Source organism: Nostoc sp. (genome assembly GCF_036917275.1).
Lineage (GTDB): Bacteria > Cyanobacteriota > Cyanobacteriia > Cyanobacteriales > Nostocaceae > Nostoc.
This window is the reverse complement of the sequence record NZ_JBALDF010000056.1, coordinates 1-17,799: the sequence shown is the minus strand read 5'-3', so window position 1 is coordinate 17,799 and position 17,799 is coordinate 1. Positions and strand designations below refer to the sequence as shown.

Sequence of the window (17,799 nt, the reverse complement as noted above, 5' to 3'; positions counted from 1 at the left end):
AATGAAACACTCCTAACTCCTAATTCCTAACTCCTAACTCAAGAATATGGCCAATCTAAAAGCAATACGCGATCGCATTCAGTCGGTCAAAAACACCAAAAAAATCACAGAAGCCATGCGCCTGGTAGCTGCGGCTAGAGTGCGTCGGGCGCAAGAACAAGTGCTAGCGACTCGCCCCTTTGCCGATCGCTTGGCACAAGTATTGTATGGTTTGCAAAGCCGTCTCCGATTTGAAGAAGCAAACCTGCCACTGCTGAAAAAACGGGAAGTTAAGTCAGTCGGGCTGTTGGTAATTTCAGGCGATCGCGGTCTATGCGGCGGCTACAATAATAACGTTATCCGTCGTGCAGAAAACCGCGCCAAAGAAATTAAGGCAGAAGGTTTAGACTATCAATTTGTGCTCGTCGGACGCAAAGCTACACAGTACTTTCAACGCCGCAATCAGCCCATTGATGCTACTTACAGCGGCTTAGAGCAAATACCCACTGCTGCGGAAGCCAATCAGATTGCCGATCAACTACTTTCCTTATTTCTATCGGAAAAAGTAGACCGCATCGAATTAATTTATACCAGATTCCTTTCCTTGGTTAGCTCCCGTCCCGTGGTGCAAACCCTACTTCCGTTGGATACTCAAGGCTTAGAAGCAGCCGATGACGAAATCTTCCGCTTGACAACCCGTGGCGGTAAATTTGAAGTAGAACGGGAGAAAGTGACTAACCAAGTCCGCGCGTTGGCTCCTGACATGATTTTCGAGCAAGATCCAGTGCAGATTCTCGATTCTCTGTTGCCCCTCTATCTAAGTAACCAGCTATTGCGAGCGCTGCAAGAATCGGCGGCTAGTGAACTAGCAGCGCGGATGACAGCCATGAGTAATGCCAGCGAGAATGCGGGTGAACTGATTAACACCCTCACCCTGTCTTACAACAAAGCTCGACAAGCTGCAATTACCCAGGAACTCCTTGAAGTTGTTGGTGGTGCTGAAGCACTAACTTAGGAAAATATTTATTGTCGCTCATGGCAAATAGCCAATTGCTAATGATTTTAAAATTAGCGATTGGCTATTTTGAGTAATCGGAGGCATATATCCTGACTTTGATAGTTACGAATTACAAATCACGTATTATAATTAAAGTATGAAGCGCATGGGTCCGTCACGGTTTCGACAGGTTGGCGAACGCTGCTCTGTGATTCAGGTCGAGAGTGAGTCTCCTCTCGGAAATCAAAGGCTCAAACAAAAAGTAAATGCGAATAACATCGTTAACTTTGCTCGTAAGCCTGCTCTAGTAGCAGCCTAAACACCTCTTATAGGTTCGAGCGTCTTTAGTTTGACTCCGTTAAGGACTGAAGACCAAACCCCAACGGATGCTCTAGCAAGCGTTCTCTGGTTGGCTTGCTGGCTAAGATTAAATCAGAGCATCCTACGTTCGGGATAATGAACGATTCCCGCCTTGAGGGTCAGAAAGGCTAAACCTGTGAATGAGCGGGGAGTCAATACCCAATTTGGACAGCAGTTCGACTCTGCTCGGATCCACTAATAATAAATAACAAGTCCACCAAACACTTTAATGTTTAGGTGGATTTTGTTTTATCAGTTATTTTTATTGAGATAATTATTCCAGGACTATTCCGTTCTAGACATCAACCACCCAGAACTAAAATCCGTTTTAACGGACTATAACCTCTTCTCAGTCGTCTTTAGACAAATACGCTTGGGTTAAAGCCAAAATACCTAAACCTGCGTAGGTTGGAGAGCCATTGCGCCCTTCTCCCAAGGGGAGACGCCAAGGGCAATGCGGTTTCCCGACTTCAAGCAAGTGGCCTTTGAAGAACAAAACCCAACATTTTTCATGGTTTATTGGGTTTCACTACCTGTCTGAAGCCGCCTCCTTTGTCTACGTTCAACCCAACCTACAAATATCCTTAACCTAAGCGTATGGGTCTAAAGACTACTTTCACTATTAGACTGGTGAATTCATTCTGAGGCGGGCTAAATGAAAATGAAATAGTCCTGCTAATTATTCTGTTCCTGGGGTTGTTTGCGTGCGCTTCCAAACCTCTTTCCCCTTTTTTTAAGTACTCGTCGTAATCGGTCTGCACTCAAGCTTACTTGACGCTCAGATGCCAGTTTTTTTGCCAGTTGTTTAGAGTTATAAGTCTGTGGCTCTTGAGCTAAACAATTTTCTAGATAAACCAAGTCTGATTCTGAATATCGGGGCTTTCCTCCTCGACCAGGAGCATCCCACAGACCTGCTAAACCCATCTTTTCCCAGCGATGAAGAGTTTGACGTACTGTTGAAGTCGCCCAGTTCAAGCCTTTAGCGATTTGCTCATTTTTTAAGCCGCGAGTATTTAGCAGTAAAACTTGAGCACGATCCTTCGTACGTTGAGGAACATCTTTGGCTTTTCTCAACTCTTCTAAAGTCAGCTTTTCTTCGTCAGTTAGAAAGATTTTTAATCGGCATCCCATAAACGATAACCTTTCACATAGTCAATTTTTGGCATTGTATATGTCTATTTACACCTCTATCTTTACTTCGCCATGTATTTAATGATACATTTATAAACTTAATGCTAAGTATTAAGTATACCGAAGTTTAGCCTTATAGCTGTTAGGGGTGAAGTAGTAGCTTGAGAACATTATTAAAGCTTGTAATTTATCATCGGTAATGAATTTTCGTAAAAACTTATGCAGAGAAAAAACGACGCCCTTAGCTTGTATGGGCATATAGATTAAATAGCCAGGCGCTGTAGCTTATGGCTAAGATGAAAATAATTTTTTGGCGTTGTCTTGATTACTGCCTAAGGTCGATAATAAAAAACTGTATCATTAAAATTATTATATTGTTCGTATTGTTACGGTCATTCATCGAAACTTTAAAAATGATTTTTACACTAGTTTATACTTGAATGAGCAGAAAAAGATATACAGGCTCAGTTCTTTTTATTCAGATTGTCTCAGAAACTTTGCCTTCATTATCTCTAAAAAGACATCTGTTTTTTCGACTTTACAGAAACTTTATATTTTACGTAACAATATTTTTGTCTGAACCAAAAATATATTCAATACCCATTGCGAAAAATAATCTTAACAGCTTACTTGATGCGTATTGAAAAGGTGTAAAAAATTTATCTTACCTTTCCTACTTTTCCTACCTTTCCTACCTTTCCGACTTTTCCAACTTTTCCAACTTGATTATAAGAGAGGCGTCAAAAAATTAACTTTTTTTATTTGACATCTAAATCTATTCTATTAAGACATCAATTTTGCGATCGCCTACTATTTTGCACCACAATTACAGAGTCTCTTTGTAATTATGGTATATCCTTAGCACTCATCCGTTATTCTCAAAAGAAAAGGTTAGCATAATAATCCTGGATGTGTGATATTTTTTTAAATTTGAATTTTTTAAGTTTTTCTGATCCAAGAATATGATGATTATGATATTTTTGAATTAGGAGAAATTTAGATAAGCTAGCAAAATTAAATACTCAGTGAATTAGCAGGAATAAATTAATATCTAGTAGATTTTTGGAGTAATATTTTTTGCAAAAAAACAGCAATAATTGATACAAGTCCAAGTTTAAAAAAACTGATATTTATTACAACTTAAACAAAAAATAATAGAGACAATGGGGGCAGAAGAAAAACCTGTTAATTTGCGCTCGGAGACGAATAATGGTAGCGATCGCACAGAATATTCAACATCGCCTAACTATACAAACTGTAGAAATTGCCCCTAATACAACGGCGATTCGCTCTCTTGATTGGGATCGCGATCGCTTCGATATCGAATTTGGACTGCAAAACGGTACAACCTACAATTCATATTTAATTAGGGGTGAACAAACAGTTTTGATTGATACTTCTCACCAGAAGTTTCGTGATCTGTATTTAGAGACTCTAAAAGGTCTTGTCAACCCCAAAACAATTGATTACATAATTGTCAGCCACACAGAGCCAGACCATAGCGGCTTAGTAGAAGATGTCCTCCAGTTAGCTCCTAGAGCTACCGTTTTAGCCTCAAAAGTTGCGCTTCAGTTTTTGGAAGGGTTAGTCCACGATCCTTTTAGTAAGCGGGTTGTGAAAACTGGCGATCGCGTAGATATCGGCAAAGGACACGAAATCGAATTCGTGAGTGCGCCTAACTTGCACTGGCCGGATACAATCTTTAGCTTTGACCGCAAAACCCAAACCCTTTACACCTGTGATGCTTTTGGGATGCACTTTTGTGACGATCGCACCTTCGATGAAGATTTAGAAGCGATCGAAGCTGATTTTAGATTTTACTACGACTGCTTGATGGGCCCTAACGCTCGTTCTTTGGTGAATGCCATGAAGCGGATGGGTGAACTAGGGAAGATTAATATTATCGCCAACGGTCACGGCCCATTACTATACCACCACCTAGATGTTTTAACCGGGTGCTACGAAAATTGGAGCCAAAAACAAGCTAAAGCAGAAACAACAGTTGGCATGTTTTTTGTCTCAGATTATGGGTATAGTGAGCGCCTTGGTCATGCAATTTCTGAGGGTATACTGAAAACTGGGGTTGGAGTAGAAGTACTGGATCTAAGTACTGCCCAGAGCCAAGAAATCCAGGAACTAGCCGGAAGAGCAGCTAGCATCATTATTGGTATGCCCCCGACTACAAGCGCCGCCGCTCAAGCTAGTATTAGTTCATTGCTAGCTGTCGCCAAGAACAAGCAAATGGTTGGACTGTTTGAATGTTACGGTGGGGATGATGAACCCATTGATACACTCCGCAGAAAATTTCTCGACTCTGGCATCAAAGAAGCCTTCCCAGCCATTCGGATTAGAGAGGTTCCTAGCGCATCAACATTCCAGTTGTGTGAAGAAGCGGGTAAAGACTTGGGACAATTGTTGGTGCGCGATCGCAATATCAAGCACATCAAGTCCCTCGACGTTGACATGGAAAAGGCGCTGGGTCGAATTAGTAGTGGACTATATATAGTCACCACGAAAAAAGAAAATGTGTCAAGTGCAATGCTGGCATCCTGGGTAACGCAAGCGAGTTTGCAACCCTTAGGATTCACAATTGCCATTGCTAAAGACCGCGCCATTGATTCCTTAATGCAAGTAGGCGATCGCTTCGTCCTCAACGTTTTGGAAGAAGGCAATTATCAAGAATTGAAAAAGCATTTTCTCAAGCGCTTGCATCCTGGTGCTGATCGCTTTGCTGGGGTGAAAACTCAAACCGCGAAAAACGGCTCCCCGATTCTAACTGATGCTCTGGCATACATGGAATGTGAAATACAGACCAGCATGGAATGCAGCGACCACTGGATTTTATACTGCACCGTCCAAGAAGGTCGTGTTTCCAAAAACGATGGACTGACAGCTGTTCGCCATCGCAAAGTAGGTAATTACTACTAAGGATTGGGCATGGGGTATGGGTCATTTCTCCTTATTCCCAATGCCCAATACGACTCTTGGAGAGCCTGCGCCCTAAGCGTAGCTATACCGCAGGCTTTACGACGCCGCTCAGTACAAGTGCCCAATTCCCCAACTTTACCCAACAGCTATGACCAATTCCAAGCCACGCGACGTACAAGTTCTACCAATTGCTACAAATACTAAGGCGATCAGAGCACGTAGTTGGTCACGTCTGCGGTTTGAAATTGAATACGCACTTGAAAGAGGTACTACTTCCAATTGCTATTTAATTGAAGCTGATAAAACCGCACTTATTGATCCGCCCCCAGAAAGCTTTACCGAAATTTATTTAGAGACATTGCGGCAGACTTTAGATTTGCAACGTTTGGATTATATAATCCTGGGTCATTTTAATCCTAACCGAGTTGCAACCCTGAAAGCAATTCTACAACTGGCACCACAGGTAACTTTTGTCTGTTCTCTTCCCGGTGCGAACAATTTGCGTGCTGCTTTCCTAGACCACGATTTGAAAGTCTTGGTGATGCGGGGGAAAGAAACTCTGGATTTGGGCAAGGGTCATGTTTTAAAATTCTTCCCCATTCCTAGTCCACGTTGGCCAGAAGGACTTTGTACTTACGACCAGCAAACCCAAATTCTCTACACAGATAAGTTATTTGCAACTCATCTTTGTGGTGATGAACTATTTGATGATAACTGGGAAGCGCTCAAAGAAGACCAGCGTTATTACTTTAACTGCCTGATGGCTCCCCAAGCTCCTAATGTGCAAGCAGCTTTGGAGAAAATATCAGATTTGCAGGTGAGAATGTATGCTGTGGGTCACGGACCTTTGGTACGCACCGGCTTAATCGAGCTTACCAAAGCTTATGGAGAGTGGAGCCGTGCTCACAACGATCGCGAGATTTCCGTTGCCCTACTTTATGCTTCAGCTTACGGGAATACGGCGACTTTAGCACAGGCGATCGCTCTGGGACTGACTAAAGGTGGAGTCGCAGTCAAATCGATTAACTGTGAATTTGCTACCCCTGATGAAGTTCGCATCAACTTAGCACAGTCAGACGGTTTTATTATCGGTTCTCCTACCATTGGTGGTCATGCGCCAACTCCTATTCATACTGCTTTAGGGATTGTGCTATCGAGTGGTGACAATAGCAAACTCGCTGGGGTCTTTGGTTCCTATGGCTGGAGTGGCGAAGCATTTGACTTAATTGAAGGTAAACTCCGGGATGCTGGATATCGCTTTGGCTTTGACACCCTGAAGGTCAAGTTTAAACCTGATGATGTCACTCTCAAGTTCTGTGAAGAATTAGGCACAGACTTTGCCCAAGCACTGAAAAAGGCTAAAAAGGTACGCGTACCACAACAAGCCGCTACTCCAATGGAACAGGCTGTCGGTCGGATCGTTGGTTCTGTTTGCGTGGTTACAGCGAAACTTGGAGAAGTGTCTACCGCAATGTTAGGCGCTTGGGTTTCTCAAGCTACCTTCAACCCACCTGGACTAACTGTTGCGATCGCCAAAGACCGAGCGATCGAATCTTTGATGTATCCAGGTGGTAAGTTTGCCTTAAATATTCTACCTGAAGGCAATCATCAAGACTACATGAAACATTTCCGTAAATCTTTCGCGCCTGGAGAAGATAGATTTTCCAACTTTAGTACAGCAGTTGCAGATAACGGTTGTACCATCCTTACTGATGCATCAGCATATTTGGAATGCTCAGTCAATCAACGTCTGGAATGTGGCGATCATTGGGTTGTGTATGCAACTGTGGATGAAGGTAAATTACTCAAGCCTGATGCTGTTACTGCCATCAATCATCGGAAAACAGGCACTCATTATTAGATAATGAGATAATTTAACTTAACGAAACCGCCTTAGCTTGAATATAGCCAAGGCGTTTTATGACAAAAATTCTCTTTTTTATTGTGGGATAGGCAAGATGCCCATCCCAGTTTTTTTGTAGATATGTAGAGTCCGCCCAAGTAAATTTTAGTTATAGCAACAGCCAAGGTGGTTAGGACATTAACAGATGATAAAACTTAGACACAAAAAGGCTTTTCACCCAGTCCCCAGTCCCCAGTCCCCAGTCCCCAGTCCCTTGCTATATCTACGAGGTTATCATCTTTAGACAGATGTTCGAGATTTTTAAGTTTTATATTATACACAACATACTTTGAGATTACAAAATTATCTATTGTTTTAAAAGGACTCCGACAATACTCTAATGAAGAACCACCAGCTAGAAAGTGTCTCAAGTGCGATCGCTTAGTGCAGCTGATCAAACGTACAGACTTTTTAGGCAGTTCCATCAGCAATGGAGGGGACATCAACGGTGGCGGCTTCGAGTCTACGCTCCTAGCAACGTTATCTATATAGGACTTACGCACACTCTACGAATTCTCGGCGCTCTTGGCGTCTTGGCGGTTCGATAAATTAAGCTTTTTGGCAATTTTTGCGTAAGTCCTACTATAGCATGAATTTCGTGAAATCGTATGACTCTTCATGGGATGTGGAATTAGAAAAATGGTACGTGCAATTTCAGTATTAAAGCGGAAATAACATAAATTCACTTGCTGAAATTCCGCAATTGCCACCAAGACAATTGTAGAAACGCAGTGTAGCCTTTAACTAGAAAAACAGTATTAAGGAGTTGCTAGACAAAATGCCAACTAGTAGTTTGCCAAACCAAAATTGCTGGGTTTGGACTGGGGAAAGGGGAAAGGTAAAAGGAAAAGGGGCTAAAAACCTTTTCCCTTTTCCTTTTACCCTTTAAAAAGCCAAGTTCCATTGGCAAACTACTAGTACCACTAAACTTTTATAATATTTCGTTGTTCTTATGACTCCAAAACACACCAAAATTAAATTTCCCCTTTGGCAGTATCTGAACCAGCCTTTATTTAGTCACGATTCTAAATTAGTATTGAATCCCCATCGCTTTGCATTCATCTGGCGTCTTCGACTTCTAGAACGCTGCTGGACTAAAGAATGTGATGCCAAAGGGCCTCAACAGCATTAGCTACCTGAAAAGCCGTAAACTAAGCCTCGTCTACAGAACGAGGCTTTTTGCCGTCAAGTAAAGCACTGACAGTCATATCTCCCATGACATTAATCGCGGTGCGGCAGCGATCCAGAAACCAGTCTACAGTAACTAGCAAAGCGATGTACTGGGTAGGTAAGCCTACAGAAGTGAACACTAGTGTCATCGTTACCAGTCCAGCATTGGGAATATTTGCCGCACCTACGGATGCAAAAATCGAGGTAAGGATGACAATTAACTGCTGTCCCAGACTCAGATGTTGTCCAATTAATTGGGAAATATATAACGCAGACATTGCTTCATAGAGGGCAGTGCCATCATTATTGAAATTTGCCCCGACTAATGCCCCCAAAGCAGCAGAAGATTCCCTTAAACCGACTTTTGTTTGCAAAACTTCAAAGGTTACGGGCATTGCCGCCGCAGAGGAAGAAGTTGAGAAAGCTGTCAAAAAAGCATCAGAACCGCCAGTTAGGAATTTTAACGGATGTACCCAAGAACCAAATTTGACTCTGGTGAGGTAGTAGCACGCCTGCAATACTAATGCTAACAGCACCGCCACGATGAATGCACCCAAAGATTTAAACGGTGTAAAGCCCTGCATAGCAATAGTTTTAGCTACAATCCCAAAGACTGCGAACGGCACTAAGGCAATTACCCAGTTGAGGATACGGACTACCGCTTCAAATAAAATCCCGATGACATCCTCAATTGGCTGGTATCCGTTCTTGCCTTGAGTGATTTGTTCAGATTTTAATCCTCGCAGGACGATGCCAAAACTCAGGGCAATCACAATCAGTTGAATAACGTTATTATCGACTAACGGCTTGAGAACAGCTTCCGGTACAGCATCTTTGATTATTCCCCAAGGATCAAGACTCTGAGGAGTTATTTCTGTACTTGTTGGGGTGGTTACATTGCCCCAAGTTCCTGGATGCAGCACATTCGCCACCAAAAGTCCCACTAAAATAGCTACGGTAGTGTTAGTTAAAAGTAGCACTGCCAGCCGCCGTCCGGCTGTACCGGGGATATTCGTAGTCATTAAGGTATGCAGCACCGCTACCAGAATCAGAGGGGTAGCTAGGGCGCGGAGAGCCTTTAACACTAATTCCGCCGGAATTGCTAAATTATTGATTAAAGTGGCATTGCTGGGATTGGGATTCCCCGCACCAAGGGCAATTCCGACGCTGACTGCTACTACTAGGGCGATGAGAATTTGCAATGTGAGAGGGATACGCTGCCACCAAGGGCTAGCTTTGGTTTCAGGCGAAGTAGTACTCTCTGTTTGACTCATTAGTTAGATGCTGATTAACTGCTGTAACTATTAAAACAACACTTATGATAGTGACAATTTCGGAAAAAGAACAGCTTGAATTTTGGTTAAAAACTGTTAATCTAAGATTCCGTTGCTTTGCAAAATCTAGCTCGAAAAGGTATACCACAAGGTAGACCCCTAGAGATATCTTGGCTTGTGGTTGGAGATGCTTATGTCCTTTGTCCCTTTACATATTCACAGTGACTACAGTCTGCTCGATGGGGCAAGTCAGCTACCAGAGTTGGTGGATCAAGCGATCGCACTAGGGATGAAAGCGATCGCTCTTACTGATCATGGCGTCATGTATGGGGCCATTGAACTGATCAAAATCTGCCGTAGTCAAAATATTAAGCCGATTATCGGCAATGAAATGTATATAATTAATGGCGATATTGAAAAACAAGAACGCCGTCCGAAATATCATCAAGTCGTTTTAGCTAAAAATACCAAAGGTTACAAAAATTTAGTCAAATTAACCACAATTTCTCACCTCAAAGGTGTTCAAGGCAAAGGAATTTTTTCTCGTCCTTGTATTAATAAAGATTTACTAAAAGAATATCATGAAGGGTTGATTGTCACCAGTGCTTGTTTGGGTGGAGAAATTCCCCAAGCAATTCTTAGTAATAGACCAGATGCAGCTAGAAAAGTTGCTCAGTGGTATAAAGATGTATTTGGTGATGATTATTATTTAGAAATTCAAGACCACGGCTCACAGGAAGACCGGATTGTTAATGTTGAAATAGTCAAAATTGCGCGCGAACTAGGGATTAAATTTGTTGCTACCAATGATTCTCATTTTATTTCTTGTTTTGACGTTGAAGCCCACGATGCTTTGCTATGTATTCAAACTGGCAAGCTAATTATTGAAGATAAGCGGATGCGTTATAGTGGCACAGAGTATCTCAAATCTGGTGAGGAGATGCAGCAGCTATTTCGTGACCATTTGCCAGATGATGTGATTGCAGAAGCGATCGCCACTACTGAAGAAGTTGCTGATAAAGTTGAGCCTTACTATATTATGGGTGAGCCTCAGATCCCTACACCCCCTATTCCCTCTGGTCATACTGCCGACACTTACGCCGAAGATGTTGCATGGAACGGACTTTTAGAACGGTTAAATCGGAAATCTCGCAATGAGGTCGATTCCGTTTATAAAGAAAGATTGGAATACGAACTGAAAATGATTCAGCAGATGGGTTTTTCCAAATACTTTTTAGTTGTATGGGACTACATCAAATTTGCTAGAGATAATAACATTCCTGTGGGGCCCGGTCGGGGTTCGGCGGCTGGTTCATTAGTTGCCTATGCGATGCGAATTACCAACATAGACCCTGTGCATCATGGGCTACTATTTGAGCGTTTTTTGAACCCAGAACGGAAATCCATGCCTGATATTGATACGGATTTCTGTATTGAACAAAGAGATAAAGTTATTGAATATGTAACTGATAAATATGGTGCAGATAAAGTTGCCCAAATTATTACCTTTAACCGCCTAACTTCTAAAGCAGTTTTGAAAGATGTCGCCAGAGTCTTGAATATTCCCTACGGGGAAGCTGACAAAATGGCGAAATTAATTCCTGTAGTGCGGGGAAAACCAACGAAACTCAAGGTGATGATTTCTAATGAAACCCCAGAACCACAGTTTAAAGAGAAATATGATAAAGAACCGCATGTTCGCCATTGGCTTGATATGGCGATGCGAATTGAAGGTACTAACAAAACTTTTGGTGTTCATGCAGCAGGTGTGGTAATTTCTGCCGATCCACTTGATGAAATTGTCCCGCTACAAAAGAATAATGATGGTTCCGTGATTACCCAGTATTTCATGGAAGACCTGGAATCAATGGGTTTGTTGAAAATGGATTTTCTGGGTTTACGGAACCTGACGCTGATTCAAAATACCCTTGATTTAATTCAAGAAACTAAAGGATATCGTGTTGATCCTGATGAAATCACCCACCAAGAGAGAAAAGCCCAAAAGATATTAGCTAAAGGTGAACATACCACTCTGCCAAAAGATGTACAAAAGACGTATGAACTATTAGAAGCAGGTGAGTTAGAAGGGATCTTTCAATTAGAATCTTCTGGAATGCGTCAGATTGTGCGAGATTTAAAACCTTCTAATATAGAAGACATTTCTTCGATTTTGGCACTTTACCGACCGGGGCCATTAGATGCGGGATTGATTCCTAAATTTATCAACCGCAAACACGGGCGAGAAAATATTGATTATCAACACACCATTCTAGAACCAATATTAGACGAAACTTATGGAATTATGGTCTATCAAGAGCAAATCATGAAAATTGCTCAGGATATGGCTGGATATTCCTTAGGACAAGCTGACTTGCTGCGTCGGGCGATGGGTAAAAAGAAAGTTTCTGAGATGCAAAAGCAGCGAGAAAAATTCGTGGATGGTGCAGCTAAAAATGGTGTTCCGAAAAAAGTTGCGGATGAATTATTTGAGCAAATGTTGAAGTTTGCTGAATATTGTTTAAACTATGACACGGAAATATTGACAGTAGAATATGGATTGATGCCGATTGGGGAAATTGTAGAAAAACGCATTGAATGTACTGTGTACAGTGTTGATAATAATGGAAATATTTACACGCAACCTGTAGCACAGTGGCACGATCGCGGACAACAAGAGGTGTTTGAATATTGCTTGGAAGATGGTTTAGTGATTCGGGCAACAAAAGACCATAAATTTATGACTATTGATGGTCAAATGTTACCAATTGATGAAATATTTGAACGGGAATTGGATTTGATGCGGGTAGGGGGTTTACCGCAATAAGAGCAAGGAGAGCAGGGGGAGAATAACAAATGACAAATGATAAATTAAGCTGGTTGATGACAAACAGCTTCTATACGATATCCGTTAGGATCAATCACAAAAGCGGCATAATAATTGGGGTGGTAATGAGAACGTAATCCAGGCTTGCCATCGTCCTTAGCTCCGAAAGCGATCGCTTGTTGATAAAAAGCATCCACCGCAGGGCGATTATCAGCCGCAAATGCCAGATGAAAGCCCTTGGATACTTCATTGGTAAACTCTCGACGATTCCCAATCCAAAACATCGGGTAAGTACCAGCACTATAAGCAGCGATGTCAGGTAAATTAAATAGGCGCTTGACGCCTAACGGCGCAAGCACAGCATCATAGAAGGCTAGACTGCGTTCTAAACTACTCACTCCAAAGGATAGATGGTCAAACATAAGCTCTAATTTTTACAAACACTACTCATACTTACAATATTTTTCACCAAAAGGGCATCTAAATAGTGATCGCTTTGAAAAATGATCGGAGCATCCCAATGCAAAAATTTACCAAAATCGTTACTTGTCAATTGCGAATGAAGGGTACTCCAACTCTATCAGACGCTCCGCGAACAAAGAAGCAAGCTACGCGGTAGCGTCTTGTAGAGTTGCCCAAATATTGCAATTCGCAACATCTTTACCAATTTGGGCGGATTAGATGCTTTGGTATTCACAGCAGGTGTGGGTGAACATTCTCTGGAAATTCGCCAAGCTGCTTGTGAAGCCTTTGGATTTTTGGGATTGAAAATAGACCTTGATAAAAATCAGCAACAGCCTGTTGATGAGGATATTGCTACACCCGATTCAGTAGTGCGGGTATTAGTTATTCATACTCAAGAAGATTAGGCGATCGCTCAACATTATTGGCAGTTGTTGAAAAAGTAAAAATCATCAAAAAGCCAACCCATTTTAGGAGTTGGCTAAACTAACTTTGTTTAAGAGTTTCCTCTTAAGAATCTGTAATTGCAACCTGCGCTACTAGAGCATCTAATTCCTGGTCAATAGCATCTAATTCTCTGCTAAGTACTTGTAACTCAATAATTGTTTCATCAACGTTAGCTTGTCCTTGTTGCTTTTCTTCCAGGATTGAATCTACCTGTTCTCGAAACTTTTGAATCTCTTGACCAAGACCCTGGTTTATTGAGTTTTGAATTTCAGCTAGCTTGGTTACTACAGCCTCGGCTATTTTATCACCTCGTTGTGGTGCTGAATCACGAATTGAAGCTGCAAATCGTTTAGCAGCTTCTTCTTTAATCTTGTTCTTTGTAGACTTTGCAGTCAAAAATCCTTGAATGAGTCCACCACCAGCCATAGCTCCAAATATCAACAAAGGATTTGCAGCAGCTAGAGTAATTGCTGCCACACTAAGGATTAGTTGAGGAATAATAGCCTTTGCCATCTCTTGATAGCCAAAAACAGCACCAACCCCGGCTAATCCAATATTTGCTCCTAACAAAAATCCTCCACTAGCGGCCAGTACTCTTTCGAGTACACTAACTTTTTTGATGTTAAGGTCTTCTATGGAAACTATGCTACCTACAACTTGAATTCTCAAGCTATCTAATTGATTTACAAATTCGTGGGCACGTTCATCTATCTCTTGGGTAAGGCGTTCTAGACGGCTACTAACTAAAGGTTGTAATATTTCATTTTGCCAGACTAATAATTCATTTTCCATCTTGCGGGAAAGATGAGCAGTCACCTCTTTGATTAATGTTTCAATTTGAGACTTAGTTAACACCATTGATGTTTTTATTTCCAAGGTTTTCACCCACTCGCTAACAACTTTGTCAGCCAGACGACGATGGAAACTAGAGCCTTCAGCACTAATAGTCTGTTTGATATCTTCCAAAAAATTAGAGATCCGTTGCACTATCTGCTCTCGCTGAATTTGCAGACGGTGTAGTGGCTCTTGAGTAGCTTCATATCGAGCTTCCAGGGTTTTAAAATCAGTTCTTAGCATCGCTTCCCGCTGAGGAATAACTACTCGCGCTTCATAAATTGCTCTCTGGAGTTGTGCCGCAGGTCTAAGAATTTTGATGTTACCTTTTTCGTTCGCCAAAAATTTTTCTAGTTCTCTTTCAACCAAAGCTAAACCTGAACTTTCAATTTGCCCAGTGTTACCTTTGAGTCTCCCTCCTAAAGCACCACGGGCATCAATAAAGAACACTCGTTCTGCACCACGTTTTGTTTTAGGAGCTAGTTTGTTGATTCCATGTTGCTTAATGCTATCTTTTTCTTCGTCTTCAATCATATTGAAGCGATTGCAAATAAAGAAAATGTCTTTATGTCCAGCAGGTCTTAAGGTATTGTCAATGATATCCATTTCCGACTTAGAAGCCAGTGCCTCGCAGGAAAGCACAAACAGTATTGCATCAACAGTAGACAAATATTCCATTGTTACTTTCTGGCGAGTATCATGCTCGTTAAGTCCAGGAGAATCAATAATTTCTACTCGATTACGACAAAGTTCCAGAGGCCAAAATAATTCAACTTTTTCGTAGGGGTTACTACTAATCTCACTTACGTCGTCTTTAATCACGACATACTCTTCAATTTGGTTAACAGGAACTTCTTGAGGCTGAAGCATAGGTCTATCTGCCAATTTTGCTGGATGTAATAAAGCCCGACGGCTATCTCCCCATTTCACTTCATTAATGATTGCAGTACAAGGTCTGGCATACGCAGGTAAAACTTTCTCACCTAGCAAAGCGTTGATAAAAGTACTCTTACCACGCTTAAACTCTCCCAAAACCAATACCTTAAAGCTATTTGACTGAACTAGAGTTTCTAGTTGCTGGAGTGAGTTTTCTGATTGAGTCATTTTAAGGAACTAATTAGCTTCAAGTGGCGTTTAATCAAAGCTGCTAGTATATTTTGTTTTTCTTGAAAGGCTTCATACTGTTGGTATATGACAGTTTTAACTACCATGATAATCTCCTTGCAGATTTATTTTATTGATCAACTTGAAAAAACTTTAATTTAGGGTAATAGCAACCGGAAAATTTCTTTTTTCAAGGCAGAAGCTTGAGGAATTATTTGTGACCACTGGTTTTCTGATTGCTCATTATTACTATTGAAGGCAATTTTAGAGGCAGCTTGCCAAGCAATTTTTTCCTCTTGTATTTCCTCACTCAATTGGTTGTATAGTTGTTGGAGACGATTTGCTAAACGTTTAAAGTACTCATCAATAGAACGGTCAATACTATGTTCTAACTCTTGATTAAGTAACTTTCTCTGCTCCTGCAATTTTCCCTTAATAACTTGCTCACTGACGACCCATACTGTTGTACTCACAGCTACTCCAATTGGTCCACCGAAAACGCAGCCACAGATTGTGGCAGCACTACCTCCAAGTCGTGTGAGAATTTGATATTTTTCGATTTCAGTCAGCGATACCTGTTGTAAATCTAAATCTATTTTAACTGCCTCTAAAGTGTCAATATCTTCTCGATTTATCCGATTCGATAACAGTTCCGATACTTCATGTTGCAGCCACTCAAAATCTAGAGCCAAACCTTTTAAAACATCGCTTTCTAATTGTCGGCTCAACCTGAAAAGCTCACGTCGTAACCGAAAAGGTAAATCTTGCTCCCACCAAGTTTTGGGGTCTTGCGTTCTTTTGAGTTCTAGTGAAAGATTTTCTAATAACTCTGTTTTGGCTTGGAGAACTTTTTGCTGTAGCGCCTTGGTACGCTGTAAGCGTTTTTGATCCAAATTCAGGCGAATTCGTTCCCAGTCAATTTGGGCGTTTTGTATTTCCTCATTTACTTTCATTAAGGCACTATCTTTCTCTGCTACATCCATTGCAGCAGTAGAGATTGCTAATTCCCCAACTTTGATTAGATGTGAAAGATAATCTGTTATTTGACCTGCAATTTTACGGCTACGCCATATTCGGCGATCGCCTTTTGCTACCATTAACTCAATCTGAGCCTTGACTGCTTCAAATACTTCAGTTTCTGAATTACTATCACTGACAGGATAGAGCGACAAAACAGGAATTGTTGAGGAAATTTTTGCTATTCGCTTACGAATACTATTAAATACCTCTAACCTTTCCTCTTCAGGAATAGTGTCAAGTTTGGAAACAGCAACCAGAATGTTGGGAATATGGCGACCCATTACTTCCTGTTCTAAAAAGGTTGCTTCTGTCATACTGAAAGGTAATGTAGCACTGACAACAAGGACAGATGCATCACAATGGCTTAACACGTCGAATGCAAGAGCAGCACGACGACCACTCAAGTCTCCTACTCCAGGTGTATCAATCAACTCAACATCAAGTGTTTGTAACCAGGGGTGAGTTAATGTTAAACGTACTTGGCCAATCACCTCTTGCTCACTACCATCTTGATCAATAGCTGTTAGGTCTCTCCAAGATAGTGCTTCTATTGGACGATTCTCCCATCCATTTTTGGAAGTTTGAACTTCCATACAGTTTTCTGAACCTGCGACAATTGAGGTCAAGGTTGCTGTAGTTGGGAGATCACCAACAGGCAGGATGTCTGCCTCTAATAAGCGGTTGAGTAAAGAACTTTTACCACGACTGAACTCACCTACAAACGCTAGACGGAAACCTGGCAATTCCCAGCGTGAATTTAACGCTCTTAACTCAGCAGTAATGTCTTCACAACCAGAGGGATTTGATAATACCAAACATTCATCAAGCCAAAGACGAATCCACTCAGTCAAGTCTTGAGAAGGTTTTAAAGGCAAAGGTGATGATATTTCTGTTTCGATAGTATTTGTATCTGCCACACTTTTAGAAACACTATTATCCGCATTTTCTCCTTTTAACCAATGATAGTTTACAGCCTCTACTACACCTGAAACGACAATCTGAATTGTCTCCACAACCGCAGTATTGATATCTTCTGAAGCACCATCGTTAAAAGATTCTTTCAATGAATTATCTAGAGAATTTAACTGGTTATCAAACATTGATGGCTGACTATAATTCTGAAATGAATCTGCACAATTTTCTAGGTCATCACTATTTAATTGTGTCCAATTCCTATTTGTTTCAGTCTCATCTTGAGATGATTCAGCTTCAAAATCAAACCAATCATCAAAATAATTTGAAAAAGGATTATCAATCATACAAAATTCCCTCACAACAAATATCAATAAACCACTTACCGAGATTGGGAAATTTTTCATGTGTTGAATTGGTAAGACGGTCGATTTGCTGTTCAATTTCATCCATA

The 17,799-nt window shown here is 41.2% G+C and carries 11 protein-coding genes, 1 other RNA gene and 1 pseudogene; 7 read left to right on the top strand and 6 right to left on the bottom strand.

Annotated elements, in window-relative coordinates; genetic code table 11:
• Nucleotides 1-46: 46 nt before the first annotated feature.
• Entirely contained in the window at nucleotides 47-994 is a 948-nt protein-coding gene (locus V7K35_RS20915) for a F0F1 ATP synthase subunit gamma (RefSeq protein WP_335081230.1), read from the top strand.
• 150 nt (nucleotides 995-1,144) lie between these two features.
• Nucleotides 1,145-1,534: a transfer-messenger RNA gene (ssrA, locus tag V7K35_RS20910) on the top strand.
• Nucleotides 1,535-2,011: 477 nt separating this feature from the next.
• Here ssrA and V7K35_RS20905 read toward each other — a convergent pair.
• Entirely contained in the window at nucleotides 2,012-2,467 is a 456-nt protein-coding gene (locus V7K35_RS20905) for a helix-turn-helix domain-containing protein (RefSeq protein WP_335081227.1), read from the bottom strand.
• Between the two features lie 1,209 nt (nucleotides 2,468-3,676).
• Between V7K35_RS20905 and V7K35_RS20900 the strand changes: the two genes are divergently transcribed.
• Together V7K35_RS20900 and V7K35_RS20895 are read left to right on the top strand one after the other, a co-directional pair.
• Nucleotides 3,677-5,395: a diflavin flavoprotein gene (locus V7K35_RS20900; protein WP_335081225.1), complete on the top strand. Its 1,719-nt coding sequence runs from the start codon at nucleotides 3,677-3,679 to the stop codon at nucleotides 5,393-5,395.
• Between the two features lie 148 nt (nucleotides 5,396-5,543).
• Entirely contained in the window at nucleotides 5,544-7,256 is a 1,713-nt protein-coding gene (locus tag V7K35_RS20895) for a diflavin flavoprotein (RefSeq protein WP_335081223.1), read from the top strand.
• A 197-nt stretch (nucleotides 7,257-7,453) separates the two neighbouring features.
• Here V7K35_RS20895 and V7K35_RS20890 read toward each other — a convergent pair whose 3' ends face one another.
• Nucleotides 7,454-7,801: a hypothetical protein gene (locus V7K35_RS20890; protein WP_335081220.1), complete on the bottom strand. Its 348-nt coding sequence runs from the start codon at nucleotides 7,799-7,801 to the stop codon at nucleotides 7,454-7,456.
• Between the two features lie 449 nt (nucleotides 7,802-8,250).
• Between V7K35_RS20890 and V7K35_RS20885 the strand changes: the two genes are divergently transcribed.
• Nucleotides 8,251-8,430, top strand: coding sequence for a hypothetical protein (locus tag V7K35_RS20885; protein WP_334792451.1), 180 nt, complete (start codon nucleotides 8,251-8,253; stop codon nucleotides 8,428-8,430).
• A gap of 19 nt (nucleotides 8,431-8,449) precedes the next feature.
• Here V7K35_RS20885 and V7K35_RS20880 read toward each other — a convergent pair whose 3' ends face one another.
• Nucleotides 8,450-9,742: a dicarboxylate/amino acid:cation symporter gene (locus tag V7K35_RS20880; RefSeq protein WP_335081218.1), complete on the bottom strand. Its 1,293-nt coding sequence runs from the start codon at nucleotides 9,740-9,742 to the stop codon at nucleotides 8,450-8,452.
• A gap of 193 nt (nucleotides 9,743-9,935) precedes the next feature.
• Here V7K35_RS20880 and V7K35_RS20875 point away from each other — a divergent pair, with 193 nt between their 5' ends.
• Nucleotides 9,936-12,566 (top strand): DNA polymerase III subunit alpha, encoded by a 2,631-nt coding sequence (locus V7K35_RS20875; protein ID WP_335081215.1) that lies wholly within the window; start codon nucleotides 9,936-9,938, stop codon nucleotides 12,564-12,566.
• A gap of 44 nt (nucleotides 12,567-12,610) precedes the next feature.
• Here V7K35_RS20875 and V7K35_RS20870 read toward each other — a convergent pair whose 3' ends face one another.
• A complete protein-coding gene (locus tag V7K35_RS20870; protein ID WP_335081213.1) occupies nucleotides 12,611-12,988 on the bottom strand; it encodes a VOC family protein in 378 nt (125 codons plus the stop codon).
• 243 nt (nucleotides 12,989-13,231) lie between these two features.
• Here V7K35_RS20870 and V7K35_RS20865 point away from each other — a divergent pair.
• Nucleotides 13,232-13,435: pseudogene (locus tag V7K35_RS20865) on the top strand (acetate kinase); the annotation flags it as partial.
• Between the two features lie 103 nt (nucleotides 13,436-13,538).
• Here V7K35_RS20865 and V7K35_RS20860 read toward each other — a convergent pair.
• Both V7K35_RS20860 and V7K35_RS20855 read right to left on the bottom strand, forming a co-directional pair.
• A complete protein-coding gene (locus tag V7K35_RS20860) occupies nucleotides 13,539-15,413 on the bottom strand; it encodes a dynamin family protein (RefSeq protein WP_335081210.1) in 1,875 nt (624 codons plus the stop codon).
• A 158-nt stretch (nucleotides 15,414-15,571) separates the two neighbouring features.
• Complete coding sequence (locus tag V7K35_RS20855; RefSeq protein ID WP_335081208.1) at nucleotides 15,572-17,692, bottom strand: dynamin family protein; 2,121 nt, start codon at nucleotides 17,690-17,692, stop codon at nucleotides 15,572-15,574.
• Nucleotides 17,693-17,799 lie beyond the last annotated feature (107 nt).